A 21230-nucleotide genomic window follows, 5' to 3' on the forward strand; every position below is an offset into this window, starting at 1 on the left:
CTCTTACGCTTGCGTCAGCGGATACTGTTCCTTCAGCGTCTTCAGCACCTGGTCGCCCGGCATCGGCGCGCCGAACATGAAGCTCTGCACATATTCGCAGCCCATCTGGCGCAGTTCCAGCGCATCGCTTTCGTCAGAAATGCCCTCGGCGACGACGGACAGGCCGAGTTCATGTGCCATGTTGACCATCGATTTGAGCAGCACCGCGCGCTTCGGCGTGTTGTCGTCGACGAAGCTCTTGTCGATCTTGATGGTGTCGAAGGGGAAACGCGTCAGATAGGCCAATGAGGAATAGCCAGTGCCGAAATCGTCCAGCGACAGGCCGATGCCGAGCTGCTTCAGCTTGGTCAGCACATGGGCGGTCTGCTCGGGATTGTCCATGACAAGCGATTCGGTGAGCTCGAGGCGGAAGCAGCGCGGCTTCAGATTGGCCCGCGCGATGACCGAGCGGACATCGCTCACCAGATCGCGGCGGATCAGCTGGCGGCTGGACAAATTGACCGAGACCGACAGCGGCGCGTCGCCGATCTGCTTCTGCCAGCCGGCAAGGTCTTCCGCCGCCTGCTGCATGGCGAACAGGCCAAGCTGTACGATCAGCCCGCAGCTCTCGGCGACCGGGATGAAATCCGCCGGCGGGATCATGCCGCGGCGTGGATGGTCCCAGCGCAGCAGGGCCTCGAAGCCGGCGACGCTGCCATCCTCGAGCCTCACGATCGGCTGATAGGCGAGCGTGAATTCGCGCCGTTCGATGGCGCGGCGCAGGTCGGATTCGAACTGCAGCCGGTCGGTGCCGACGGTGCGGAAGGCGGGGCGGAACGGCTCGATCCTGTCGCCGCCGAAGCGCTTGGCCTGATGCATGGCAAGCTCGGCATCCTTGACCATGTCCTCGGCCGACATCTGCGGCGAATTCCAGGTGATCAGTCCGATCGACGCGGTCAGCACGATTTCGCGCTTGGCGAAGGTGATCGGGTTGTTGATGGCATGCTTGATGGCGTCCGCCACGGCCGCAATGCGGGCCGGATCCTGTTCGGAAAGCAGCATCAGCGCGAACTGGTCGCCGGCAAAGCGCGAAAGCGAATCCTTCGGCTTGAGCAGCCGATGCAGCCGGCGCGCGATTGTCAGCAAAATAGTGTCGCCGGCTGAGATGCCGAGCCCGTCATTGACCTGCTTGAAACGGTCGATATCGATAACGAAGACGGTCGGGCGCACTTTTTCCTCGGTGCGCGCGATCGAGATGATCGCTTCCAGCCGGTTCATCAACAATTCGCGGTTCGGCAGGCCGGTCAGATTGTCGTGCACGGCGTCGTGCAACAGCCGCTCTTCGGACTTCTTCTGCTCGGTCACGTCGACCATGGTGCCGACGCAGCGGATGACCTCGCCGTCCGATCCGATCACCGGGCGCGCGCGCAGCGAAAACCAGTGATAGTGGCCGTCGGCACCGCGCAGGCGGAAGTTCTGCGACACCCGGCCGCGCCGGTGTTCGAGCACGACGTCGAGCGTCGTGCGGAACGTGTCGCGGTCGTCGGCATGCAGCACCGGCAGCCAGTTGCGCGCGGCACCGCCGAGGCTGTTGGGCGCCAGGCCGAGCTGGATGCTGACATCGGGTTTGGTGACGACGCGGTCGCGCAGTACGTCCCAGTCCCACACCGTATCGCCCGATCCGGCGACAGCCAGCGCCTGCCGCTCGAGGTCGGAGAACAGCCCTTGATGCAGCGCGCCGCCGGCGAAGGCATGCTGCATGACGGTGAAGCCGATCAGAAGGATGATCAGGATCAGCCCGCCGCCCAACGCCGGCTGGGCGATGTCGTTGTCGAGCATGCCTGTGATCGCCATCCACGATCCGCATAGCCACAACAGCACCATGACCCAACTGGGCACCAGCATGATGGCGCGGTCGTAGCCGCGTATGCCAAGGAAGATGATCAGGCCGAGCCCGGTCAGGGCGGTGGCGGCGAACGACAGTCTGGCGATGCCGGCGGCGACCGCCGGATCGACGATGGCGACGCCGGCGATCAGCACCAGCCCGAGGATCCAGACCAGCGCGCCATAGCTGAAATGGCCGTGCCACCGGTTGAGATTGAGATAGGCGAACAGGAACACCACGAAGGTTCCCGCCAGCGCCACCTCCGTTCCCGCTCGCCACATCTGCTCATTGCCGGGCGATATTTCGATGATCTTGTTGAGGAAGCCGAAATCGACGCAGATATAGGCCAGAACAGCCCAGGCAAGTGCGGCAGTGGCCGGGAACATCGAGGTTCCCTTGACCACGAAAAGGATGGTCAAAAACAGCGCCAGCAGGCCTGCAATGCCGATGACGATGCCGCGAAACAGCGTGTAGGAATTGACCGAGTCCTTGTAGGATTCCGGATCCCACAGATAGACCTGCGGCAGCTTGGGCGAGGCCAACTCGGCGATGAAGGTGATCACCGTGCCGGGGTTCAGCGTCACCCGGAACACGTCGGCGTCGGGGCTGGTCTGGCGGTCGAGCGCGAAGCCTTCGCTGGGCGTGATGGCGGCGATGCGGGTCGAGCCGAGATCCGGCCAGAAGATGCCGGAATTCACCAGGCGGAAATGCGGTGCGACGATCAGCCTGTCGAGCTGCTGGTCGGTGGTGTTGGCGAGCGCGAATACTGCCCAGTCGCCGGTCGACCGCGCATCATTGGCCTCGACCTCGATGCGCCGCACGATGCCGTCCGGTCCCGGAGCGGTCGACACCTGGAAATTCTCGCCCTGGTTCCGGTAGATCTCGACGGCACCCGAAAGGTCGAGCGCGACGTCGTCGCGGGCAATCTTGATCGGCTCGACGGCGAAGGCCGACGATGCCGCGCACAGCGTCAGGATTGTCGCGAGGATAAAGGCGAACAGCGGCCCGTTTCGCAGGAAATTCGTCAAAAATCAGTCCTTCGTTCCAACGCCCGGCGGATCGTCCGCGATCCGGGCGTAGAGGTAGTGGTCCTGCCAGATGCCGTTGATCCTGAGATAGGATCGCAGAAGTCCTTCGCGCCGGAATCCGGCTTTTTCAAGCACGCGGATCGACCGGGCGTTGTCGGGAATACAGGCCGCTTCGATCCGGTGCAACCTCAGCGTATCGAAGGCGAAGCGGGTCACCACCTTGACCGCGTCGGTCATCAGGCCGCGGCCGCCAAAGCGCTCGCCGATCCAGTAGCCGACATGGCCGCTTTGCGAGACGCCATGGCGTATGTTGCCGAGCGTGATGCCGCCCGCCAGCTTGCCGCTGCTCCTCTCGAAGATGAAGAAGGCGATCGCGGTCCCTTGCGCATAGTCTTCGCGGTAGCGGCTGATGCGCAGCCGCCATGCGTTGCGGTCGAGTTCGTCGGGAGTCCAGCGCGGCTCCCATGGTTCGAGGAACGCACGGCTTTCGCCGCGCACCGCCGCCCACTCGCGGTAGTCATTGGTGAATGGTACGCGCAGCGTGACGCGGTCGCCCTTCAGCGCCGGCAGGTCACGGCGAAAGAAAGGGAGCGCGAACATGGCGCTTTGAGGGGCTTAGACGGCGAGCTTGCGGGCCGTGGTCTGCGTGCCTGCGAGCGATTCGAGGATCGTCTCGTATGGCGCCAGTGTCCCCACAGGCCCGACAGCGGTAAGCGTCGGCTTGGTCGAGAACAATCGCGACGACAGATCGGTCAGCCGCTCGACTGTCAGCGCCGACAGCCGTTCCATCAATTCCTCCTTGGCGATCGGCCGGCCGAACAGAAGCAGTTGCCGTGCGATCTGCGAAGCCCGGCTGGCCGGGCTTTCGGCGGACATGATCAGCCCGGCGCGATATTGGGCGCGCGCGCGATCGAGTTCTTCCTGCAGGATCTTCTCGCCGGCCTTCTGCAGTTCGTCGATGATGACAGGCACCAGTTCGGCGATGTCGCTCTGGCCGGTCGCGGCATGGACGCCGAAGACGCCGGTGTCGGAAAACCCCCAATGGAAGGCATAGACCGAATAACACAGGCCGCGTTTTTCGCGGACCTCCTGGAACAGGCGCGACGACATGCCGCCGCCGAGGATCATCGACAGCACCTGCGAGGCATAGAAATCGCGCACATGATAGGCGCGGCCTTCGAACCCCAGCACGATCTGCGCGTCCATCAGGTCGCGGTCCTCGCGGAAGTCGCCGCCGACATATTGCGCATATTGCGGGATGGTGCTGTCGGCCTTGCTGCGGAAGCCGCCGAGCTGCTTTTCGACCTCGCGCACGAAATTGTCGTGCTTGATGTCGCCGGCAGCGACGATCACCATGCGCTCGGCGCCATATTGCCGTTCGATGAAATTGTGCAGCTGCTTCGAGGTGAAGGATTTGACGGTTTCCGGCGTGCCCAGGATCGAGCGGCCGATTGTCTGGTGGCGAAACGCCGTCTCGGTGAACCGGTCGAAGACGATGTCGTCGGGCGTGTCGTGCGCGGCGCCGATCTCCTGCAGGATCACATGCTGTTCGCGTTCGAGTTCCTGCGGGTCGAATTCGGATTCCTGCAGGATGTCGGCAAGAATGTCGACGGCCAGCGGCACATCGTCGGAGAGCACCCTGGCATAATAGGAGGTGGTCTCGACGCTGGTGGCGGCGTTGATCTCGCCGCCGACGTCCTCGATCTCCGAGGCGATTTCGAAGGCGCTTCGCCTTTTCGTACCCTTGAACGCCATATGCTCGAGCAGATGGGCCATGCCATGCTCTTCGTCACGTTCATTGCGGGCACCCGACTTGACCCAGGCACCAAGGGCTACCGATTCGATGCTTTGAAGGGTTTCGGTGGCGACTGTCAGGCCGTTCGACAGACGGCTTACCTCAACACCCATATGGCTACTACTCCCTAACGCGCCGCCCGCGCGCGGCGGCCGACGTAATCTTCCACCATTTTCAGGTCGGATGGAAGTACCGTGTATTTTTCCTCCGCTGTCATCAACCCACCTAGCCATGCGGGCAGTGCCGGCGACACGCCGCTGGCGGCTTCGACGGCGGCCGGAAACTTTGCCGGGTGGGCGGTGCCCAGCACCACCATCGGCACGGCGCCCGACGCCTTGCCTGCCGCGACATGCACGGCTGCCGCGGTGTGCGGATCGAGCAGATAGTTGCTGGCCGCGAGCGTCGAGCGGATCGTGGCGGAGACCTCCTCCATATCGGCGCGGCCGGCATCGAATTCGGACCGCATGCTGGCGATTTGCTGGGTTTCGATGGTGAAAGCGCCGGACTGCTTCAGGCCGTCCATGTAGCGCCGCACCGTCGCGGCGTCACGGCCGGAGGCCTCGAACAGCAAGCGTTCGAAATTGGACGACACCTGGATGTCCATCGACGGCGACGTGGTCGCAAAGACGCCTTTGGTTCGATATTCGCCGGTCGAAAAGGTCCGCGCCAGGATGTCGTTGTCGTTGGTGGCGATGACCAGCCGCTCGATGGGCAGGCCCATCTTCTTGGCGGCGTAGCCGGCGAAGATATCGCCGAAATTGCCGGTCGGCACGGTGAAGGAGACCGGCTTGTCCGGCGCGCCGAGCGACAGCGCCGAGGAGAAATAATAGACGATCTGGGCCATGATACGGGCCCAGTTGATCGAATTGACGCCCGAAAGCGCAACCCGGTCGCGAAAGCCGTGATCGTTGAACATGTCCTTGAGCAGGCCCTGGCAATCGTCGAAATTGCCTTCGATCGCCAGCGCATGGACGTTTTCAGCCGTCGATGTCGTCATCTGCCGCTGCTGCACCGGCGAGACGCGGCCATGCGGGAAAAGGATGAAGATGTCGGTGCGGCTGCGCCCGGCAAAGGCATCGATTGCCGCCCCGCCGGTATCGCCCGAAGTGGCGCCGACGATGGTGGCGTGCTGATCGCGTTCAGTTAGCACGTGGTCCATCAGCCGGGCCAGAAGCTGCATCGCCACGTCCTTGAAGGCGAGCGTTGGCCCGTGGAACAGTTCCAGGATGAAGGTGTTGGGGCCGGTTTGCACCAGCGGGCAGACGGCCTCGTGGCGGAAGGTGGCATAGGCTTCGCGCACCAGCCGTTCGAAAACGGGTGCCGGGATTTCGTTGCCGAGGAACGGCGACAGCACGCGGATGGCAAGATCGGGATAGGCAAGGCCGCGCATGGCGCGGATCTCGGCCGCGGAAAACCGCGGCCACTCCCGCGGCACATAAAGCCCGCCGTCGCGCGCCAGCCCAGCCAGCACGGCGTCGGAAAATCCAAGAACGGGGGCTTCCCCGCGGGTGCTCACATACTGCATGTCACAAATCCGTTACTGCTTGGCTTTTCCGTCCACCGCAAGGTGGTTAATTTCTGCGCTGGCTCAGTCGCATTTTTGCCGCGCGGTTGATATACGTCACCAGCTTTGCGAGAGGGAAGTGCAGTTTCATGGCGTTTCGTACATTCAGTGGTCGCTTTTTGGCGGGTCTTGCGCTCACCGGCTTTATGCTTGCCGCCGCCGGCTGCCAATCGGGCGACAATGGCATCCTGAACCTCGGCTTTGGCAAGAAGGATCCAACCGCGCCACCACCGCCTCAAGATCCCAAGGTACTGGCCAGCCAGTTGCAGGCCTATTGTCCCAGGGTGACGGTGCGAGAGGGCACGGCATTCTTCAACACCTATTCCAAGGACGTCCAGAAGCCCAAGCCCAAGCTCAAGAAGACCGGCGATGCAGCGCAGGATGCCGCGGCCCAGGCTGAGGCCGACGCCGCCGCTGCTACGCCACCCGACGAGTCGGCGAACATCATCTACCAGGCATCGGTCAGTGACGTGACACGCGATTGCAGCCGTGCCAACGGCCAGCTGACGATGAAGATCGCGGTCGCAGGCAAGATCGTGCCGGGACCGAAGTTCTCACCCGGCACCATCACCATGCCGATCCGCACCGCCGTGATGCACGGCACCGAAGTCCTCTACTCGCAGCTTCATCAATATCAGGTCCAGGTCACCGATCCGTCGGTCGCCACCCAGTTCGTCTTCACCGATTCCAATGTCGTCGTGCCCGAGCCGACGGCGCAGGACTATCAGGCCTTTGCCGGCTATGATGAAAACGCGCCGAAGGCGACGACGGACAAGCCGAAGAAGACCCGCAGGAAGAAAGCTGCCGCGACGAACTAAGCGGCGAACACAAGACATGGGCGGCCTATGTGAGGCCCTCCGGCCATTCTCTGGCCCCATGGACAACGGCGATGATTTCAACGTCGCTGCCGCGCACCCGGTAAACAACGATGTAGGGTGTCCGCGCTATCACAAGCTCGCGGGTTCCGACCGCTCGCCCCTTGCGTCCGATCATGGGATTTGACGCCAAGAGTTCGTCGGTGCGGCCAATTAGATCGGCTGTTAGCCGATACGCCGCAATGGGACTGTCCTGCGCGACAAAATCCTGAATCTGGTCGAGGTCATCGAGAGCCGCGCCCGTCCATGAAACCTGCATCAGGTGGGGCGGTACTTGTTCAACACCCGTTCGATATCGGCACGGCTGGCAAATTCACCACGGTCGGCCGCTTCAATCCCTGCGTTCACCTTGTCTAAAAACCGCTCCTGCCACTCAAGGGAGTGGCCGTTCTCAAGCGCATCCGCAATGACTTCCGACGCGGACAGGTTGGACCGCGCCGCGATAGCATCGATGCGGGCCTGTAGCTCTGGCGTGATTTCAAGCTCAATCGTCATGATGCAATTATCGCATAGCCATCAGGGTTTTGAAACGAAAAACCAGCCCCCAAAATTGCAGCATCGCATCCTACCACTCTGAAGCACGAGAACGGTAGGCCGACCGGGCGAGAAAAGTCCCGCCACGAGGGCGGAATTCAATCATACCTCAGGCGTCCGCCGACCACTCCGACAGCGCCGCGATCACGCTTTTCAACTCCGCCCAACGGCGGATCACCGTCTCGGCGCCGGCCTCGGTCAACGCGTCGGCATGGCCGGGATAGCTGTGGGCGGCGCCGGTGAAGCCGATCACCCGCATGCCGGCCGCCCTGGCGCCGTGGACACCATGCACGGAATCCTCGATGACGAAAGTGTTCGCCGGGGTGGCGTTGAGTTTCTCCGCCGCGAACAGGAACACGTCGGGCGCCGGCTTGGTTTTCCCTGTCGGTGTTTCCATCGCGGAAAAAATGCGGTCCTTGAAGAATGGCAGCAGGTGCACTTTCTCCAGCATGAATTCGATGCGCTCGGAGCGCGAATTCGAGCAGACGCAGCGCGGCGCGGTTACCGCGGCGACCGCCTCGCGTACGCCATCGATGGCGCGGACGTCGCTGCGCAGTTTGCGGTCGACCAGCTCTTCTGCGCGGTCGATCAGCGAGACCTGGAACGGGATGCTGGATTTCTCCTCGACCCGCATCATGATGTCCTTGAACGTCAGACCAGCGTAGGTCTCGGCGAGTTCTTCCGCAGAGATTTCGTACCCGGCCAAGGTCAGCAGCTCCGCCTCGACGCGGGCGGCGATGATTTCGGAATCGACGAGAACGCCGTCGCAATCGAAGATGACAAGGTCTGGCTGGGGCATGGTGATCCGGACAATGGGAGGATGAAATGGCCTCGGGAGGCTCAGGCGGCGCGGCATACACCAACAGGGCCGCGTTCGCAAACTCCGCAGTCTTCACCGAATATTTACGCTGATCGGTAACCATAACGGAGAGTAAACAGTAACGCGTGCCTTGGGTGTCAGAATGTCTGCCGTGCGTCTTCTCGACGAGCTATCCCACGCTCCCCAGCAATCCGAATGGCTGGACACGATCCTCAAGGGCGATTGCGTCGCGGCACTCGACCGGCTGCCCGAAAAGTCGATCGACGTCATCTTCGCCGATCCACCCTACAATCTGCAGCTCGACGGCGACCTGCACCGGCCGGATCAGTCCAAGGTCGACGCCGTCGACGACGACTGGGACCAGTTCGAGAGTTTCGAGGCCTATGACGCCTTCACCCGTGCCTGGCTGCTGGCGGCGCGCCGGGTGCTGAAGCCGAACGGCACCATCTGGGTCATCGGCTCCTATCACAACATCTTCCGGGTCGGCGCCAAGATGCAGGATCTCGGCTTCTGGATCCTCAACGATGTGGTCTGGCGCAAGACCAACCCGATGCCGAATTTCCGTGGCCGCCGCTTCCAGAACGCGCATGAGACGATGATCTGGGCGTCGCGCGACCAGAAAAGCAAGGGCTATACCTTCAATTATGAAGCGATGAAGGCGTCCAACGACGACATACAGATGCGCTCCGACTGGCTGTTTCCGATCTGCACCGGCGGCGAGCGGCTGAAGAACGACAATGGCGACAAGCTGCATCCGACGCAGAAGCCGGAAGCGCTGCTCGCCCGCATCATGATGGCCTCGACCAAACCGGGCGACATCGTGCTCGATCCCTTTTTCGGCTCCGGCACCACCGGCGCGGTCGCAAAACGCCTCGGCCGCCATTTCGTCGGTATCGAACGCGAGATGGCCTATATCGACGCCGCCAACGAGCGCATCGACGCGGTGCGGCCGCTGGATGGCGCGGACCTCACCGTGCTGACCGGCAAGCGTGCCGAGCCGCGCGTTGCCTTCGTCAGCCTGATCGACACCGGCCTGATGATGCCGGGTGCGACGCTCTACGACGCCAAGAAGCGCTGGGCGGCCAAGGTGCGTGCCGACGGCACGGTGGCGATCGGCGACAGCGCCGGCTCGATCCACAAGATCGGCGCCGAAGTGCAGGGGCTGGATGCCTGCAACGGCTGGACCTTCTGGCATTATGAGCGCAGCGGCGGCCTGACCCCAATCGACGAGCTTCGCCGCATTGCACGGCTTGGCATGGAGCGGGCAGGGGCCTGAGCCCCTGCCAATTGCTTCGAATTTTGTTGATTCAAAAGCTCAACGGATCGCTGGAAGCGATTCAAATCACGCCTTGATTCCGAGACGTTCAAGGTCTGCTTGAAGCGTCTTCGCATCGGTGAACAGCACCGACTGCCAGCCGGCCGCCTTGGCGCCGTCGACATTCTTCTGGCTGTCGTCGATGAACAGCGTCGCGGCCGGTTCGAGGCCGAACGCGGCGACGTGATGGTCGTAAATGCCGCGATCCGGCTTGATCATGCCGATCTCGCCCGAGATGGTGACGCCGCGTGGCCGCTCGAGAAAATCGAAGCGCTCGCGGGCCTCGGCCAGCGTGTCGCTGGCAAAGTTGGTCAGCATGGTGACGTCGTGGCCGCTCTCGATCAGGCCGACCATGATGGCAACGCTGTCGTCATAGGCATGCGGCACCATTTCGTGCCAGTGGCGGCGGAAACCGCGGATGTTTTCCGCTTGATCGGGATGGTCCGCTATCAGCAGCGCCTCGGCCTCTTCCCAGGTCCGGCCGCGATCCTGCTCGATGTTCCAGTCATGCGTGCAGACATTGTCGAAAAACCACTTTCTCTCCTCGGCATCCGGAATGAGGCGGCTGAACGGAATGTTGGGATCGTAGTGGATCAGCACTCTGCCGATGTCGAAAACGATGTGGCGTATTTCAGTCATGGGGCCTCTTTGCACTGTGTGGCGACGGCTTTTTCGTCGCGCCGGGTATCGCAGTCTCGATTGCCTTTTTCATGACGGTGGGCAGCGCCTCGCCGGAAATCTCGTGGGCGGGCGACCAGAAATGCCCTTCCGGCGCATCACCTTTGATGAGGGCGTGAAAGACTTCGAGTTCGAGAGCGAAATGCGTGAAGACATGGGCAATCTGGCCGGCACGCCGCCAGTTGGCAGAGAAAGGCGCAGCCGCTTCCGTGGTCCCCCCATCGATCCGTGCGGTCCAGCTCGTCGTCGGCACCTCGGTCATGCCGCCAAGCAAGCCCTTCTCCGCCCGTTTGCGCAGAAGGATGGCACCGTCGCCCCGCACGGCGACGAAGGCCGCGCCGCGTCGCAGGGGCTTGTCGGCCTTGGGCAGGCGCACCGGAAAATGTTCGGGATCGCCTGAAATGACGGCGCTGCAGTCTTCGCGCAGCGGGCACAGCATGCAGCGCGGCCGGCGCGGCGTGCAGACAGTGGCGCCGAGATCCATCATCGCCTGGGCGAAGTCACCTGGTCTTGTCCCTGGCACCATGCGCTCGACATGGGCGCGTATCTCGGGCTTGGCCTCGCTCAGCGGCGTCGTGATCGAAAACAGCCGGGAGATGACGCGTTCGACATTGCCGTCGACGACGGCGGCGGGGCGGTCGAAGGCGATCGCCGTAATCGCCGCCGACGTATAGGCGCCGATGCCGGGCAGCTCTCTCAAAGCCGTCTGCGTGTCGGGAAACCGGCCGCCACGCTGGGCCACCAGATCGGCGCAGGCCTTGAGATTGCGGGCGCGGGAGTAGTAGCCGAGCCCGGCCCAGGCCTTCATCACGTCTTCGGTCGGTGCCGCGGCCAATGCCTCGACATCAGGCCATTTCTCGACGAAAACCCGGAAATAGGCCTTCACCGCCTCGACCGTGGTCTGCTGCAGCATGACTTCGGACAGCCAGATGCGGTAGGGATCAGGCCTCACGCCGCGCGCATGCTCAATTGGCGTGATGCGCCACGGCAACTCACGGTGATGCACGTCGTACCAGCCAAGCAGGCGGGATGCGATATCGTCGCTATCTCCAGATGCGACTGGGCTATCTCGGGATGCGGTCTTGCGGGTCTGGTCTGCTGGTGCCATTGATCGGGAATTGGCCTTGGCCGATACGGATGAACGTCGTGGCTGGAGAACGTACATGGCAGGGAGAACGCCCTACGGCAATCCCGTCCCGGTCAGCGATCTTGCGACCAAGATCCTCGATCCGGTGCTGCGCAAGCGTGCCGGCATTTCGATCGGCCTCGTCCAGTCATGGGAAGAAATCGCTGGGCCACGGCTGGCCAGCCATTCGCGTCCCGAAAAAATCCAGTGGCCGCGCCGCATGCATGAGGACGATCCGTTCGAGCCGGCGGTGCTGGTCATCGCCTGCGAAGGCATGGCGGCGCTGCACTTGCAGCACGAGACCGGCGAGATCATCAACCGGGTCAACGCCTTCCTCGGCTTCACCGCCATCAACCGCATCAGGATCCTGCAGAAGCCGGTGACGGCCGACAAAGGGCGGCGCAAACCGGCCCTCAGGCCGCTGACAGCAGCCGAGAAGACGAAATTGTCCGGCACTGTCGGCTTGGTCGACAATGATGGACTGCGCGCCTCGCTGGAAAGACTTGGCGCCACCATTATCGGGGAGAGGAAGCCATAAGCCCCTTGAAGAACGCCATGGATTCGTCGTCAATATCTCGCTTTCGTGATCGCCTTTGTCAGGTTTGGAGATTGGATTGGGGATCGAGATGCCTTAATTCGCGCCAACTCTCGCCTTTTCGTGTCTTTGCATTGCAAAATCCAACCCTTGTCAGGTGATTCGTATGAACCGTCCCCCGTTTGGCCAAAGTCTGTCTCGCAGAAACGTTCTGTCTTCGCTGGCGGCCATTCCGGCGGTTGCCCTGCTCGCCGCCTGCAGCGACTCCAGCGAGGAGGCCAAGGCCGCGGATGTGAAGCCAGCGGCCCCGGCCGCTCCCGCCAAGCCTGCGACGGCGGCCACGCCGGCCGCCGCTACCGCGCCGGAAGCCCAGGGCACTGTGGATATGGCGGAATTGCTGAAGCCGGGTGCACTGCCCGACAAGCAGCTGGGCAAGGATGACGCCAAGGTCACCATCGTCGAATACGCCTCGATGACCTGCCCGCACTGCGCGCATTTCGCCGAGACCACCTTTCCGGATCTGAAGACAAAGTATATCGACACCGGCAAGGCCCGCTACATCCTGCGCGAATTCCCGTTCGATCCGAGTGCCGAAGCCGGTTTCATGCTGGCGCGCTGCGCCAAGGATAACTATTACCCTATGGTCGACGTCCTGTTCAGGCAGCAGGCGAACTGGGTTGGCGTTCAGAACACCAAGGATGCGCTGCTGCAAATCTCGAAGCTCGCCGGTTTTACACAGGAGTCCTTCGAGGCCTGCTTGACGGACCAGAAACTTCTGGACGATGTGAGATCGGTCCAGAAGCGTGGCGCCAATGAATTCAAGGTCGACTCGACACCGACCTTCTTCATCAACGGTAAGACCTACAAAGGGGCGATGTCGATTGAGGAAATGTCGGCCATCATCGACCCTCTGCTCTGATGTCCAGTCAGCACTGAGGCGGCGGCGCTTCGGCGTGCGCGGCTTCTTGTCGTGCCGCGAATTCTCATCGCAAAATCACCGACATCCGCTTAATGGGCGGCGCGAATGAAGTTTTCGCGCCTTCGCCTCCTCGGTTTCAAGTCCTTCGTCGAGCCCGGCGAGTTCGTCATCGAACGCGGACTGACCGGCATTGTCGGGCCGAATGGCTGCGGCAAGTCGAACCTTGTCGAGGCGCTGCGCTGGGTGATGGGCGAAAGCTCCTACAAGAACATGCGCGCGTCCGGCATGGACGACGTCATCTTTTCCGGTTCGGGCACGCGCCCGGCACGCAACACCGCCGAAGTCACGCTTTTCCTCGACAACAGTGACCGCTCGGCGCCCGCTGCCTTCAACGATGCCGACGAACTGCAGGTGTCGCGCCGCATCGAGCGCGAGGCGGGCTCGCTCTACCGCATCAACGGCAAGGAAGCGCGCGCCAAGGACGTGCAGCTTCTGTTCGCCGACCAGTCGACCGGCGCGCGCTCGCCGTCGATGGTCGGCCAGGGCCGTATAGGCGAACTGATCCAGGCCAAGCCGCAGGCGCGCCGCGCGCTGCTCGAAGAGGCGGCTGGCATTTCCGGCCTGCACACCCGCCGTCACGAAGCCGAACTGCGGCTGAAGGCGGCCGAACAGAACCTTGAACGGCTGGACGATGTCGTCGGCGAGCTGGAAAGCCAGATCGAAAGCCTGAAGCGCCAGGCGCGCCAGGCCTCCCGCTTCAAGAACCTGTCCGCCGATATCCGCAAGGCCGAAGCAACGCTCTTGCATCTGCGCTGGACGCTGGCCAAGACGCAGGAAGGCGAGGCGCGTTCGGCGCTTGCCGTTGCCACGGCACTTGTCGGCGACCGTGCCGCCGCCCAGATGGCTGCCGCCAGGGAGCAAGGCATCGGCGCTCACCGCCTGCCGGATCTGCGTGACGCGGAAGCCGCCGCGGCCGCCGCCTTTCAGCGCCTGTCGATCGCCAAGTCGCAGATCGAGGAGGAAGCCGGCCGCATCCGCGCCCGTCAGAGCGAACTCGAGCGCCGGCTGCAGCAGCTCGACGGCGATATCGCCCGTGAGGAGCGCATGGTCCGCGACAATGCGGATATCCTCGAACGCCTTCGCACCGAAGAAGCCACGCTCAATTCCGAAAATGCCGGCGCCGCCGAGCGCGAGGCCAGCACCCGCGCCGCATTCGAACAGGCGGCATCGACGCTTTCGCAAAGCGAGGCCAAGCTCGCCGCGCTGACCGCCGAGCGGGCAGAGGCCGCCGCCTCGCGCAACCAGATCGAACGGACGCTGCGCGACACCGCCGAGCGCCGCGACCGCTTCGCGCGCCAGCTTGCGGACGTCGATCGTGAATTGTCGGAGATACTCTCCAAGGTCGCCGGCCTGCCGGACCCGGCGGAGAAGCGCGTGCTGGTCGAGCAGGCCGTAGCGCTGCTGGAGGAAGCCGAGGCTGCCGTATTGGACGCCGAACACTCGGTGATCGATGCCCGCGCCACGGAAAGCGCTGCCCGGCCGCCGCTTCAGGATGCCAGGGCCGAGCTGGCGCGGATCGAGACGGAAGCGCGCACGCTGGCCAAGATACTCAATGCCGCAAGCGGCGACCTTTTCCCGGCCGTGCTGGAACAGATCAGCGTCGATCGTGGCTTCGAGACGGCGCTGGGTGCGGCCCTTGGCGAGGACCTCGACGTCCCGCTCGACCGCAGCGCGCCGGTGCATTGGGGCGAAAGCGGAATCCAGCCTGGTGACGCGGCTCTGCCTGAGGGCGCAAAGAGTCTTGCCAGCGTGGTTCACGCGCCGGCACAGCTCGCCCGCCGCCTGGCGCAGATAGGTATCGTCGAGTCAGGCGATGGCCGCCGGCTGCAGGCGCTTCTTACTCCCGGCCAAAGGCTGGTCAGCCGCGAGGGCGCGCTCTGGCGCTGGGATGGCTTTACCGCCAGCGCCGACGCACCGACCGCCGCCGCGCAACGGCTGGCGCAGAAGAACCGGCTGGCCGAACTCGATGCCGAAGCCGTGCAGGCGACGCTCGTCCTGCGCCAGGCCGAGGAAGCGCTCGCGCAAGCCGAGCAGGCGCTTCACCTGGCGAGCGAGGCCGAGCGCAACGCGCGCCAGGCCGGTCGTGACGCCCAGCATCGGCTGGACGCTGCCCGCAACGCGCTGGCCGGGGCCGAAAAGGCCGGCGGCGAATTGCAGAGCCGGCGCGCGGCACTGGACGAGGCGCGCGCCCGCATCGTCGACAGCCATGAGGAGACCTCGGCCGCCTTCGCCGAGGCCGAGATGCTGCTACAGGACGCGCCCGATCTCGGCGACCTGCAATTGCAGCTCGAACAGTCTTCGGCCAATGTCGCCCGCGACCGCGCCACGCTTGCCGATGCGCGTGCCGTCCATGAGGGTCTGCGGCGCGAAGCTGAGGCGCGCGCGCGCCGGCTCGATGCCATCGGCGCCGAGCGCAGCAATTGGCTGGAGCGGGCCGAAAACGCCTCGACGCAGATCGCATCGCTTGGCGAGCGCAAAGCCGAGGCCGAGGCCGAACGCGAGCGACTGGCGGATGCGCCCGATGAAATCGACGCCAAGCGGCGCGCCTTGCTGTCGCAGCTCACCGAGGCCGAGACCTTGCGCAAGGCGGCGGCCGACCGTTTGCAGGAAGCCGAGAACCGGCAATCCGAAATGGACAAGGCCGCCACCGGCGCCATCCAGTTCCTGGCCGAGGCACGCGAAACCCGCGTTCGTGCCGAAGAGCGGCTGACGGCGGCCGACGAACGCCGGCTCGAGGTCGAGGCGCGCATCCAGGAGACGCTGAACACGCCGCCGCACCTGGTCATTCGCCACACCGGCCTGGAGGCTGACAGCCCGATGCCGGAAATGGCCGAGATCGAACGTCAGCTCGACCGGCTGAAGATCGAGCGCGAACGGCTCGGCGCCGTCAATCTCCGCGCCGAGGAAGAGCAGAAGGAGCTTTCCGATCGGCTCGAGGCAATCGTATCCGAGCGCGAGGACATCATCGAGGCCATCCGCAAGCTCAGGCAGGCGATCCAGAGCCTGAACCGCGAAGGCCGTGAGCGGTTGCTTGCCGCCTTCGACGTCGTCAACAGCCATTTCCAGCGGCTGTTCTCGCATCTGTTCGGCGGCGGCACGGCGGAGTTGCAGCTGATCGAATCCGACGATCCGCTCGAGGCAGGTCTCGAGATTCTTGCCCGCCCGCCCGGCAAGAAGCCGCAGACCATGACACTGTTGTCCGGCGGCGAGCAGGCGCTGACGGCGATGTCGCTGATCTTCGCGGTGTTCCTGACCAATCCGGCGCCGATCTGCGTGCTCGACGAAGTCGACGCCCCGCTCGACGATCACAATGTCGAGCGCTTCTGCAATCTCATGGACGAGATGGCCGCCACCACCGAGACGCGCTTCGTCATCATCACCCACAACCCCATCACCATGGCGCGCATGAACCGGCTGTTCGGCGTAACCATGGCCGAGCAGGGCGTCAGCCAGCTTGTGTCGGTCGACCTGCAGGCGGCCGAGGCGATGCGCGAAGCGAGCTGACGCGGTCCGGCTGTCAACTACCCGCCAGCCGCAATTCAACGCTCGATCACATCCGATAACATTTGCGTTCCAAGTCGTTTCAACGCCGGAGTGACCTCCATATATGCCTTCTTGGGCCGAGGACCGCCGGCCGATGAATGCGCCACTGCGGCTCGACGCGACCAAACGGCCCTTTTGGAAAGCGGCTTCGCCGCTCGCTTCATCATAGGAGATATCGTCATGCGCACCTTCATGCCAAAAATCATCGCGGCCGCATCGATCTTCGCGGCCATACCGCTTTCGAGCGCCTACGCTGTGGACCGTCACCACAGGGTAAAGGTCGACACCCAGACCACGGCATCGGTGCCAGCGGATCCGGAAGCGAGGGCGGCGTCAGAGCAGTTGCTCGGCGTGAAGCAGGGTATCCGCGCGGCTAGGAAAACTGGCAAGATCACGCAGGATCAAGCCCGCGACCTGATGCAGCAGGCGGATATTATCCAGCACACTGCGTCGACTTCAGTCCGTTCGAAGCTTGGGCAGATCAATGCGCTCGATCGGCGGCTTCAGGCTGCCACCGGCCAAGGAACCTACATGGGTGATGGCGCGGATGGCGGCTACTATCCAAACGGCTGACCAACACACGCCCTTCAAAAAACGGCAGCCGGCATGAGCGGCCTCCTCAACCTCACGCCGGCACCGCGACGCGGCGGTGGATGGGCCGGGCTCTGTAGGCCCTGTGCGTGGGGCAGGGCGGTGGCGCCCGCTACGATTGCACCGGATCTTTGAAAAAAAGACGGAACCATCATTGAGTCAGGCCGGTTGGCCGGGTGAGTGGTGCGAGAGCCGACCCTAAAAATAGGTTCGCGGCGCGACAAGGTTCTTCTGCTGGCGAACATAAAAACAATAGAAGCCGAACGCTGCTGCGAACCACATGAAGGCCTCACCCATAGCCAGCCGGTTGTTTGAATTGGTGAGGATGGTTAGGGCGAAGAAGACCAGTGTTGAGATGTAGCAGGACCATGCGGCCGGAGCGATAAGCTTGGCGCGCATGGCCAACAGAACCTGCCTGGCCGACCAGGTGTAGAGAAAGGCAAAGAACGCCAGTCCGACCACACCATAGCGCACGGCAATCTCCAGATAACCGTTGTGGAAGACGTTGAAGATCATTGGATGGTAGGTTCTGTTCTGCCATTCGGTCAGCCAGCTGGAGCTGGCTCCGAAGATCGGGTGGCGTTTCCATATCTCGATCGCGTCCGCCCACAGCATCAGCCGTTCCTTGGCTGCAAGCGGAACCGTTTCGCTCGCGATGGCGCGGTCGAAGGCCGGAAGGACGCCATGCCTCAAGACATCCGGAACCAAGGCCTTGGCGAAGGTTACGGTGTCGCCGGCGGTGGACGAGAAGATGTTGTGTGTTGCACCAACGCCGGCCGCCACGATCGCCAGCACGCCACACGAAATCAACAGTTCGCGGCGATGGCCTCTCGCCAGGGTCATGACTGCCAACAAGAGCAGGACGAGCGCAAGCGCTAGCCAGACACCCTTTGACCGCATCTCGATGATGTTGACGAGGGCAAACAGCAGGATGGCTGCCGACAGCGCCCAATGCAGGTTCTTGGTTGCTTTCCTCAGGTCCGTTCTTTGGGCCGTGTAAGCCATGAATTGCAGTGCGCAAAGGAAGATGAAACCGGCCGCCACCGACGCGTGGATGGGATTGTTGAAAAGCCGCGGGGTCGGTTGGATGCCTTGAAGCATGTCCGAATAGAAGGTGTCGGCCGCCAGGAAGACAAGACTGAGGATCATGAACCAGAGGACGAGCCGTGCGGGCTGCCTGACAAACAGCAGGAACGCGAAGCCGGTCGTCGCATAGAACAGCGGAAACATGTAAATGCCTTCGGCGCCACCCAACTGGTGGGTGCCGAAATAGACGATCGCCAGCCGGATGAAGACGTAGAGCGACCAACCCAGACACAAAAAGCCGACCCAACCGATCAGCGGCTTGCTGTAGGTCCACAAATCCACCCTGAACCAGCGGATGACCGCGACCAGGGCCAGCGCCAGGCCCGCATAGCGGTAGGTGTCGGCCTCGCGCCACACCGCGGAGGCCAAGCCGAGAATGGCGAGTGCCGCAAGCAACAGAAGCAAGGTGTGGCGCGGCGCGTTGTCCTTGGCATAGTCCAGGGTTTCTCGCGGCAAAGGAGGCCGCAGCAGGACGTGATGCAGGCGGCGCAGCTCGTCGCTGGCCCGCAACACTCCGGCACGCAGCCGGCTCGGCCCGCCCAGCCTTGCGAATTTGTAGCTCCCCGATGGACCGGCTATGCCGGAAATCTTGCTGCTGGCGGCGAAGCCAAGCACGTTTTGGCGGACCGAATAGACTTTCAGGCCGGTATCCCAAAATCGTTCGAGTGCGACGTCCCATGGCATTTTCATCACGGCGAGCGCCGACAACAGCCCCTGCGCCCCCTCCCGCGTCACCAGATAGGCGGCCGCCGAGCCTTGCGGGCCATGCAGCGCGCGACCGATCTCGTCGCCTTCTGTCGTCTCGACGGCGCGGATGAAGAAGCTCATGCGATGGTTGGTCAGCTTGATGACGTCGAAATCCGGGACCGCCGCGATGATGGCTTCGATGCGCGGTATGGTGTTTTCGCTGAAGAGAACGTCGTCCTCGACAATCAGGCCATGGGCGCCGCCACCGGCCAGGAAGGTTTCCAGCGCTTGGATATGGCTGCGGTAACAGGCATATTCGCCGGGCAGGATGTCGCGCCCGCTCAGCTTGCGCGCGGTTGGAAGATCGATCTCCGTCCATTCCTCCTTAGCCAGGGCGCGGCCGTCGATGGCGGCAATGCGCTGCAAGGTCAGGCCGGCCGCTTCGGCGCTGGCGACCAATTCGCTCCAGCGACCGGTCTCGCGATCGAGGTTGATGGCGAAGATAGGAAGGTTCATTGAAGTTCCATGTTGAGCCGCCGCCCCTCTTGGTCGACCTATGTATGGAAAGAGGGAGATGTTCAATACTGTTCAGACTGCAAAGTGACGATCTCGGTTTGCCCCTAGGATCCCCTGGCCGCAATCCAAACCCTGGAGAACTGTCCCTAATTAGTGTCTCACCCAAGGGGTGCACTACACCATGTTTCCGGTATAAACCGTAACTAACCCATGTGTCCGGAACGGACCCTAAAGGGATGGCTGGCCTTCCTGGAACACTATCGAACCAGTTGCATTGCTCCGTCCCCCGAGTTCCATCAATTGGTTCAGGAATTCATGGACCTGAACGATATTTGGGCCACAGATGAGCGCGAGGACGAATCCTGATCGCCTGCAAGGGATTTGAGCGCAATGAATCCTGACCCATCGCCCCCTACGGTCAGCTGCGGGCACGGCTCCGAGCGTATCAGCCGCGTCCATGATAGCGTCGGTGGTTGGTTCTCCCTCGCGCTCCCAGTCATAGGCGCTTGCCATCGTCGGGGTCCTGGAAAGTTCGGGAATAGTGCTGGTTGAACGCTTCCTCGACGCGCTCTGCCACTTCGCCAAGCGTGTAGAACTAGCCCGGATATCTCACACAGTCTTCCGGCGCGAGGCTGGCGGCAGCGATTTTGCCGGCGCTTGAGCTGCGGGCAAGGGATGTCCGCCGCTTGGAGCGGTTGGTGTGGTTCGGCGCTGTTTCCTTGCTGTTGACGGGAGGGGTGGATCGGGCCGTTCAGGCGGCGGTGACCTTGCCCCCAGTTTCTATCCAGTTTTGAGTTCGTTTCCGGCGTGGGTTGTGCCCTGCTGGGCGGGTGAAGGGACGGGCGCTGGCGCGGAGCCTTTGGCATAGCGCAGCGCGAGCGACCGTCGCGGATTGAAGGTGCCGGCGAACTCGGCCGGTGTCTGCCAGGCGATTTGGGAGTGCGGCCGCGCGGTGTTGTAATCGGCGCGCCACAGGGCGATGGCTACGCGCGCCTGAGCCAGCGAGGTAAACAGCGTCTCGTTGAGCAGTTCGTCGCGCAGTCGGCCGTTGAAGCTCTCGATGAAGCCATTCTGCATCGGCTTGCCGGGCGCAATGTAATGCCATTCGACGCGGCTCTGATCCGCCCAGGAAAGGATGGCGTTCGAGGTGAACTCGCTGCCATTGTCGCTGACGATCATCCTCGGCCGGCCGCGCTCGGTAATGAGCCGGTCCAATTCGCGGGCAACCCGCATGCCCGAAAGAGACGTATCAACGATGAGTGCCAGGCACTCTCTCGTGCAGTCGTCGACGACGGCCATGATGCGGAAGCGGCGCCCGTCGGTGAGCTGGTCCGATACGAAGTCGAGCGACCAGCGCTCGTCGGGCCTCAGCGGCACCAGCATCGGCGCCCTTGTCCCGATCGCCCGTTTGCGGCCGCCACGGCGGCGAACGGCGAGCTTCTCCTCCCGATAGAGCCGGAACAGCTTCTTGTGGTTCACGATCAGGCCCTCCCGCCTCAGCATCACGAGAAGACGCCGGTAGCCGAACCGACGACGTTCCTGCGCGATCGCCTTCATCCGCTCGCGAACCTCGCGGTCGTCCGGCCTGCTGGTCTCGTAGCGAACCGTCATGCGGCAACAGCCGATGGCTTTACACGCCCGCCGTTCGCTCATCCCGAAGCCTTCCTTCAGGCGAGCGACAGCTTTCCGCTTGG

Annotated in this window: 17 protein-coding genes; 6 read left to right on the forward strand and 11 right to left on the reverse strand. The window is 63.2% G+C overall.

Going from position 1 to position 21230, the window contains the following annotated elements; genetic code table 11:
* Positions 1–3: 3 nt before the first annotated feature.
* Genes NKI38_RS23895 through thrC form a run of 4 tightly spaced genes read right to left on the reverse strand, consistent with a single transcriptional unit; the run spans position 4 to position 6212 of the window.
* On the reverse strand, positions 4–2892 hold the full coding sequence (locus NKI38_RS23895) for an EAL domain-containing protein (protein ID WP_352626597.1): 2889 nt from the start codon (positions 2890–2892) through the stop codon (positions 4–6).
* A gap of 3 nt (positions 2893–2895) precedes the next feature.
* A complete protein-coding gene (locus tag NKI38_RS23900) occupies positions 2896–3492 on the reverse strand; it encodes a GNAT family N-acetyltransferase (protein ID WP_352626599.1) in 597 nt (198 codons plus the stop codon).
* 15 nt (positions 3493–3507) lie between these two features.
* Complete coding sequence (locus tag NKI38_RS23905) at positions 3508–4800, reverse strand: M16 family metallopeptidase (RefSeq protein WP_352626600.1); 1293 nt, start codon at positions 4798–4800, stop codon at positions 3508–3510.
* Positions 4801–4814: 14 nt separating this feature from the next.
* Complete coding sequence (gene thrC / locus NKI38_RS23910) at positions 4815–6212, reverse strand: threonine synthase (protein WP_352661485.1); 1398 nt, start codon at positions 6210–6212, stop codon at positions 4815–4817.
* A 128-nt stretch (positions 6213–6340) separates the two neighbouring features.
* On the opposite strand from thrC, the gene NKI38_RS23915 reads away from it, so the two are divergent.
* Complete coding sequence (locus tag NKI38_RS23915) at positions 6341–7069, forward strand: hypothetical protein (RefSeq protein WP_352661488.1); 729 nt, start codon at positions 6341–6343, stop codon at positions 7067–7069.
* A 25-nt stretch (positions 7070–7094) separates the two neighbouring features.
* On the opposite strand, the gene NKI38_RS23920 is transcribed toward NKI38_RS23915, so the two are convergent.
* From NKI38_RS23920 to NKI38_RS23930, 3 genes are all read right to left on the reverse strand, one after another.
* Positions 7095–7385: a type II toxin-antitoxin system RelE/ParE family toxin gene (locus NKI38_RS23920; RefSeq protein WP_352661490.1), complete on the reverse strand. Its 291-nt coding sequence runs from the start codon at positions 7383–7385 to the stop codon at positions 7095–7097.
* A complete protein-coding gene (locus NKI38_RS23925) occupies positions 7385–7621 on the reverse strand; it encodes a transcriptional regulator (RefSeq protein WP_352661492.1) in 237 nt (78 codons plus the stop codon). Before NKI38_RS23925 ends, NKI38_RS23920 begins: the two co-directional genes overlap by 1 nt.
* Positions 7622–7769: 148 nt before the next feature.
* The gene (locus NKI38_RS23930) at positions 7770–8459 is read right to left on the reverse strand and encodes an HAD family hydrolase (protein WP_352661495.1); all 690 of its coding nucleotides are present in this window, start codon (positions 8457–8459) and stop codon (positions 7770–7772) included.
* Between the two features lie 163 nt (positions 8460–8622).
* Here NKI38_RS23930 and NKI38_RS23935 point away from each other — a divergent pair, with 163 nt between their 5' ends.
* Positions 8623–9756, forward strand: a complete 1134-nt coding sequence (locus tag NKI38_RS23935) for a site-specific DNA-methyltransferase (RefSeq protein WP_352661498.1) — start codon at positions 8623–8625, stop codon at positions 9754–9756.
* 66 nt (positions 9757–9822) lie between these two features.
* Here the strand turns inward: NKI38_RS23935 and NKI38_RS23940 are convergent, their stop codons facing one another.
* Together NKI38_RS23940 and mutY are read right to left on the reverse strand one after the other, a co-directional pair.
* Entirely contained in the window at positions 9823–10434 is a 612-nt protein-coding gene (locus tag NKI38_RS23940) for an HAD family hydrolase (protein ID WP_352661500.1), read from the reverse strand.
* Positions 10427–11581, reverse strand: coding sequence for an A/G-specific adenine glycosylase (gene mutY, locus NKI38_RS23945; RefSeq protein ID WP_352661503.1), 1155 nt, complete (start codon positions 11579–11581; stop codon positions 10427–10429). Before mutY ends, NKI38_RS23940 begins: the two co-directional genes overlap by 8 nt.
* Before the next feature lie 55 nt (positions 11582–11636).
* Here mutY and NKI38_RS23950 point away from each other — a divergent pair, with 55 nt between their 5' ends.
* The 4 genes from NKI38_RS23950 (at position 11637) to NKI38_RS23965 (ending at position 17229) form a co-directional block, all read left to right on the forward strand.
* On the forward strand, positions 11637–12137 hold the full coding sequence (locus NKI38_RS23950; RefSeq protein ID WP_352661506.1) for a DUF721 domain-containing protein: 501 nt from the start codon (positions 11637–11639) through the stop codon (positions 12135–12137).
* A 163-nt stretch (positions 12138–12300) separates the two neighbouring features.
* Positions 12301–13053 (forward strand): DsbA family protein, encoded by a 753-nt coding sequence (locus NKI38_RS23955; RefSeq protein ID WP_352626619.1) that lies wholly within the window; start codon positions 12301–12303, stop codon positions 13051–13053.
* A gap of 105 nt (positions 13054–13158) precedes the next feature.
* Positions 13159–16617: a chromosome segregation protein SMC gene (smc, locus tag NKI38_RS23960; protein ID WP_352661509.1), complete on the forward strand. Its 3459-nt coding sequence runs from the start codon at positions 13159–13161 to the stop codon at positions 16615–16617.
* Positions 16618–16836: 219 nt separating this feature from the next.
* Positions 16837–17229, forward strand: a complete 393-nt coding sequence (locus NKI38_RS23965; RefSeq protein ID WP_352661512.1) for a hypothetical protein — start codon at positions 16837–16839, stop codon at positions 17227–17229.
* A 216-nt stretch (positions 17230–17445) separates the two neighbouring features.
* On the opposite strand, the gene NKI38_RS23970 is transcribed toward NKI38_RS23965, so the two are convergent.
* Entirely contained in the window at positions 17446–19536 is a 2091-nt protein-coding gene (locus NKI38_RS23970; RefSeq protein WP_352661514.1) for an O-antigen ligase family protein, read from the reverse strand.
* A gap of 780 nt (positions 19537–20316) precedes the next feature.
* The coding region (locus NKI38_RS23975) for an IS3 family transposase (protein WP_352661517.1) at positions 20317–21230 on the reverse strand (914 nt) is incomplete at its 5' end.

It is taken from the genome of Mesorhizobium sp. M0621 (genome assembly GCF_040320745.1).
Taxonomy (GTDB): Bacteria; Pseudomonadota; Alphaproteobacteria; order Rhizobiales; family Rhizobiaceae; genus Mesorhizobium.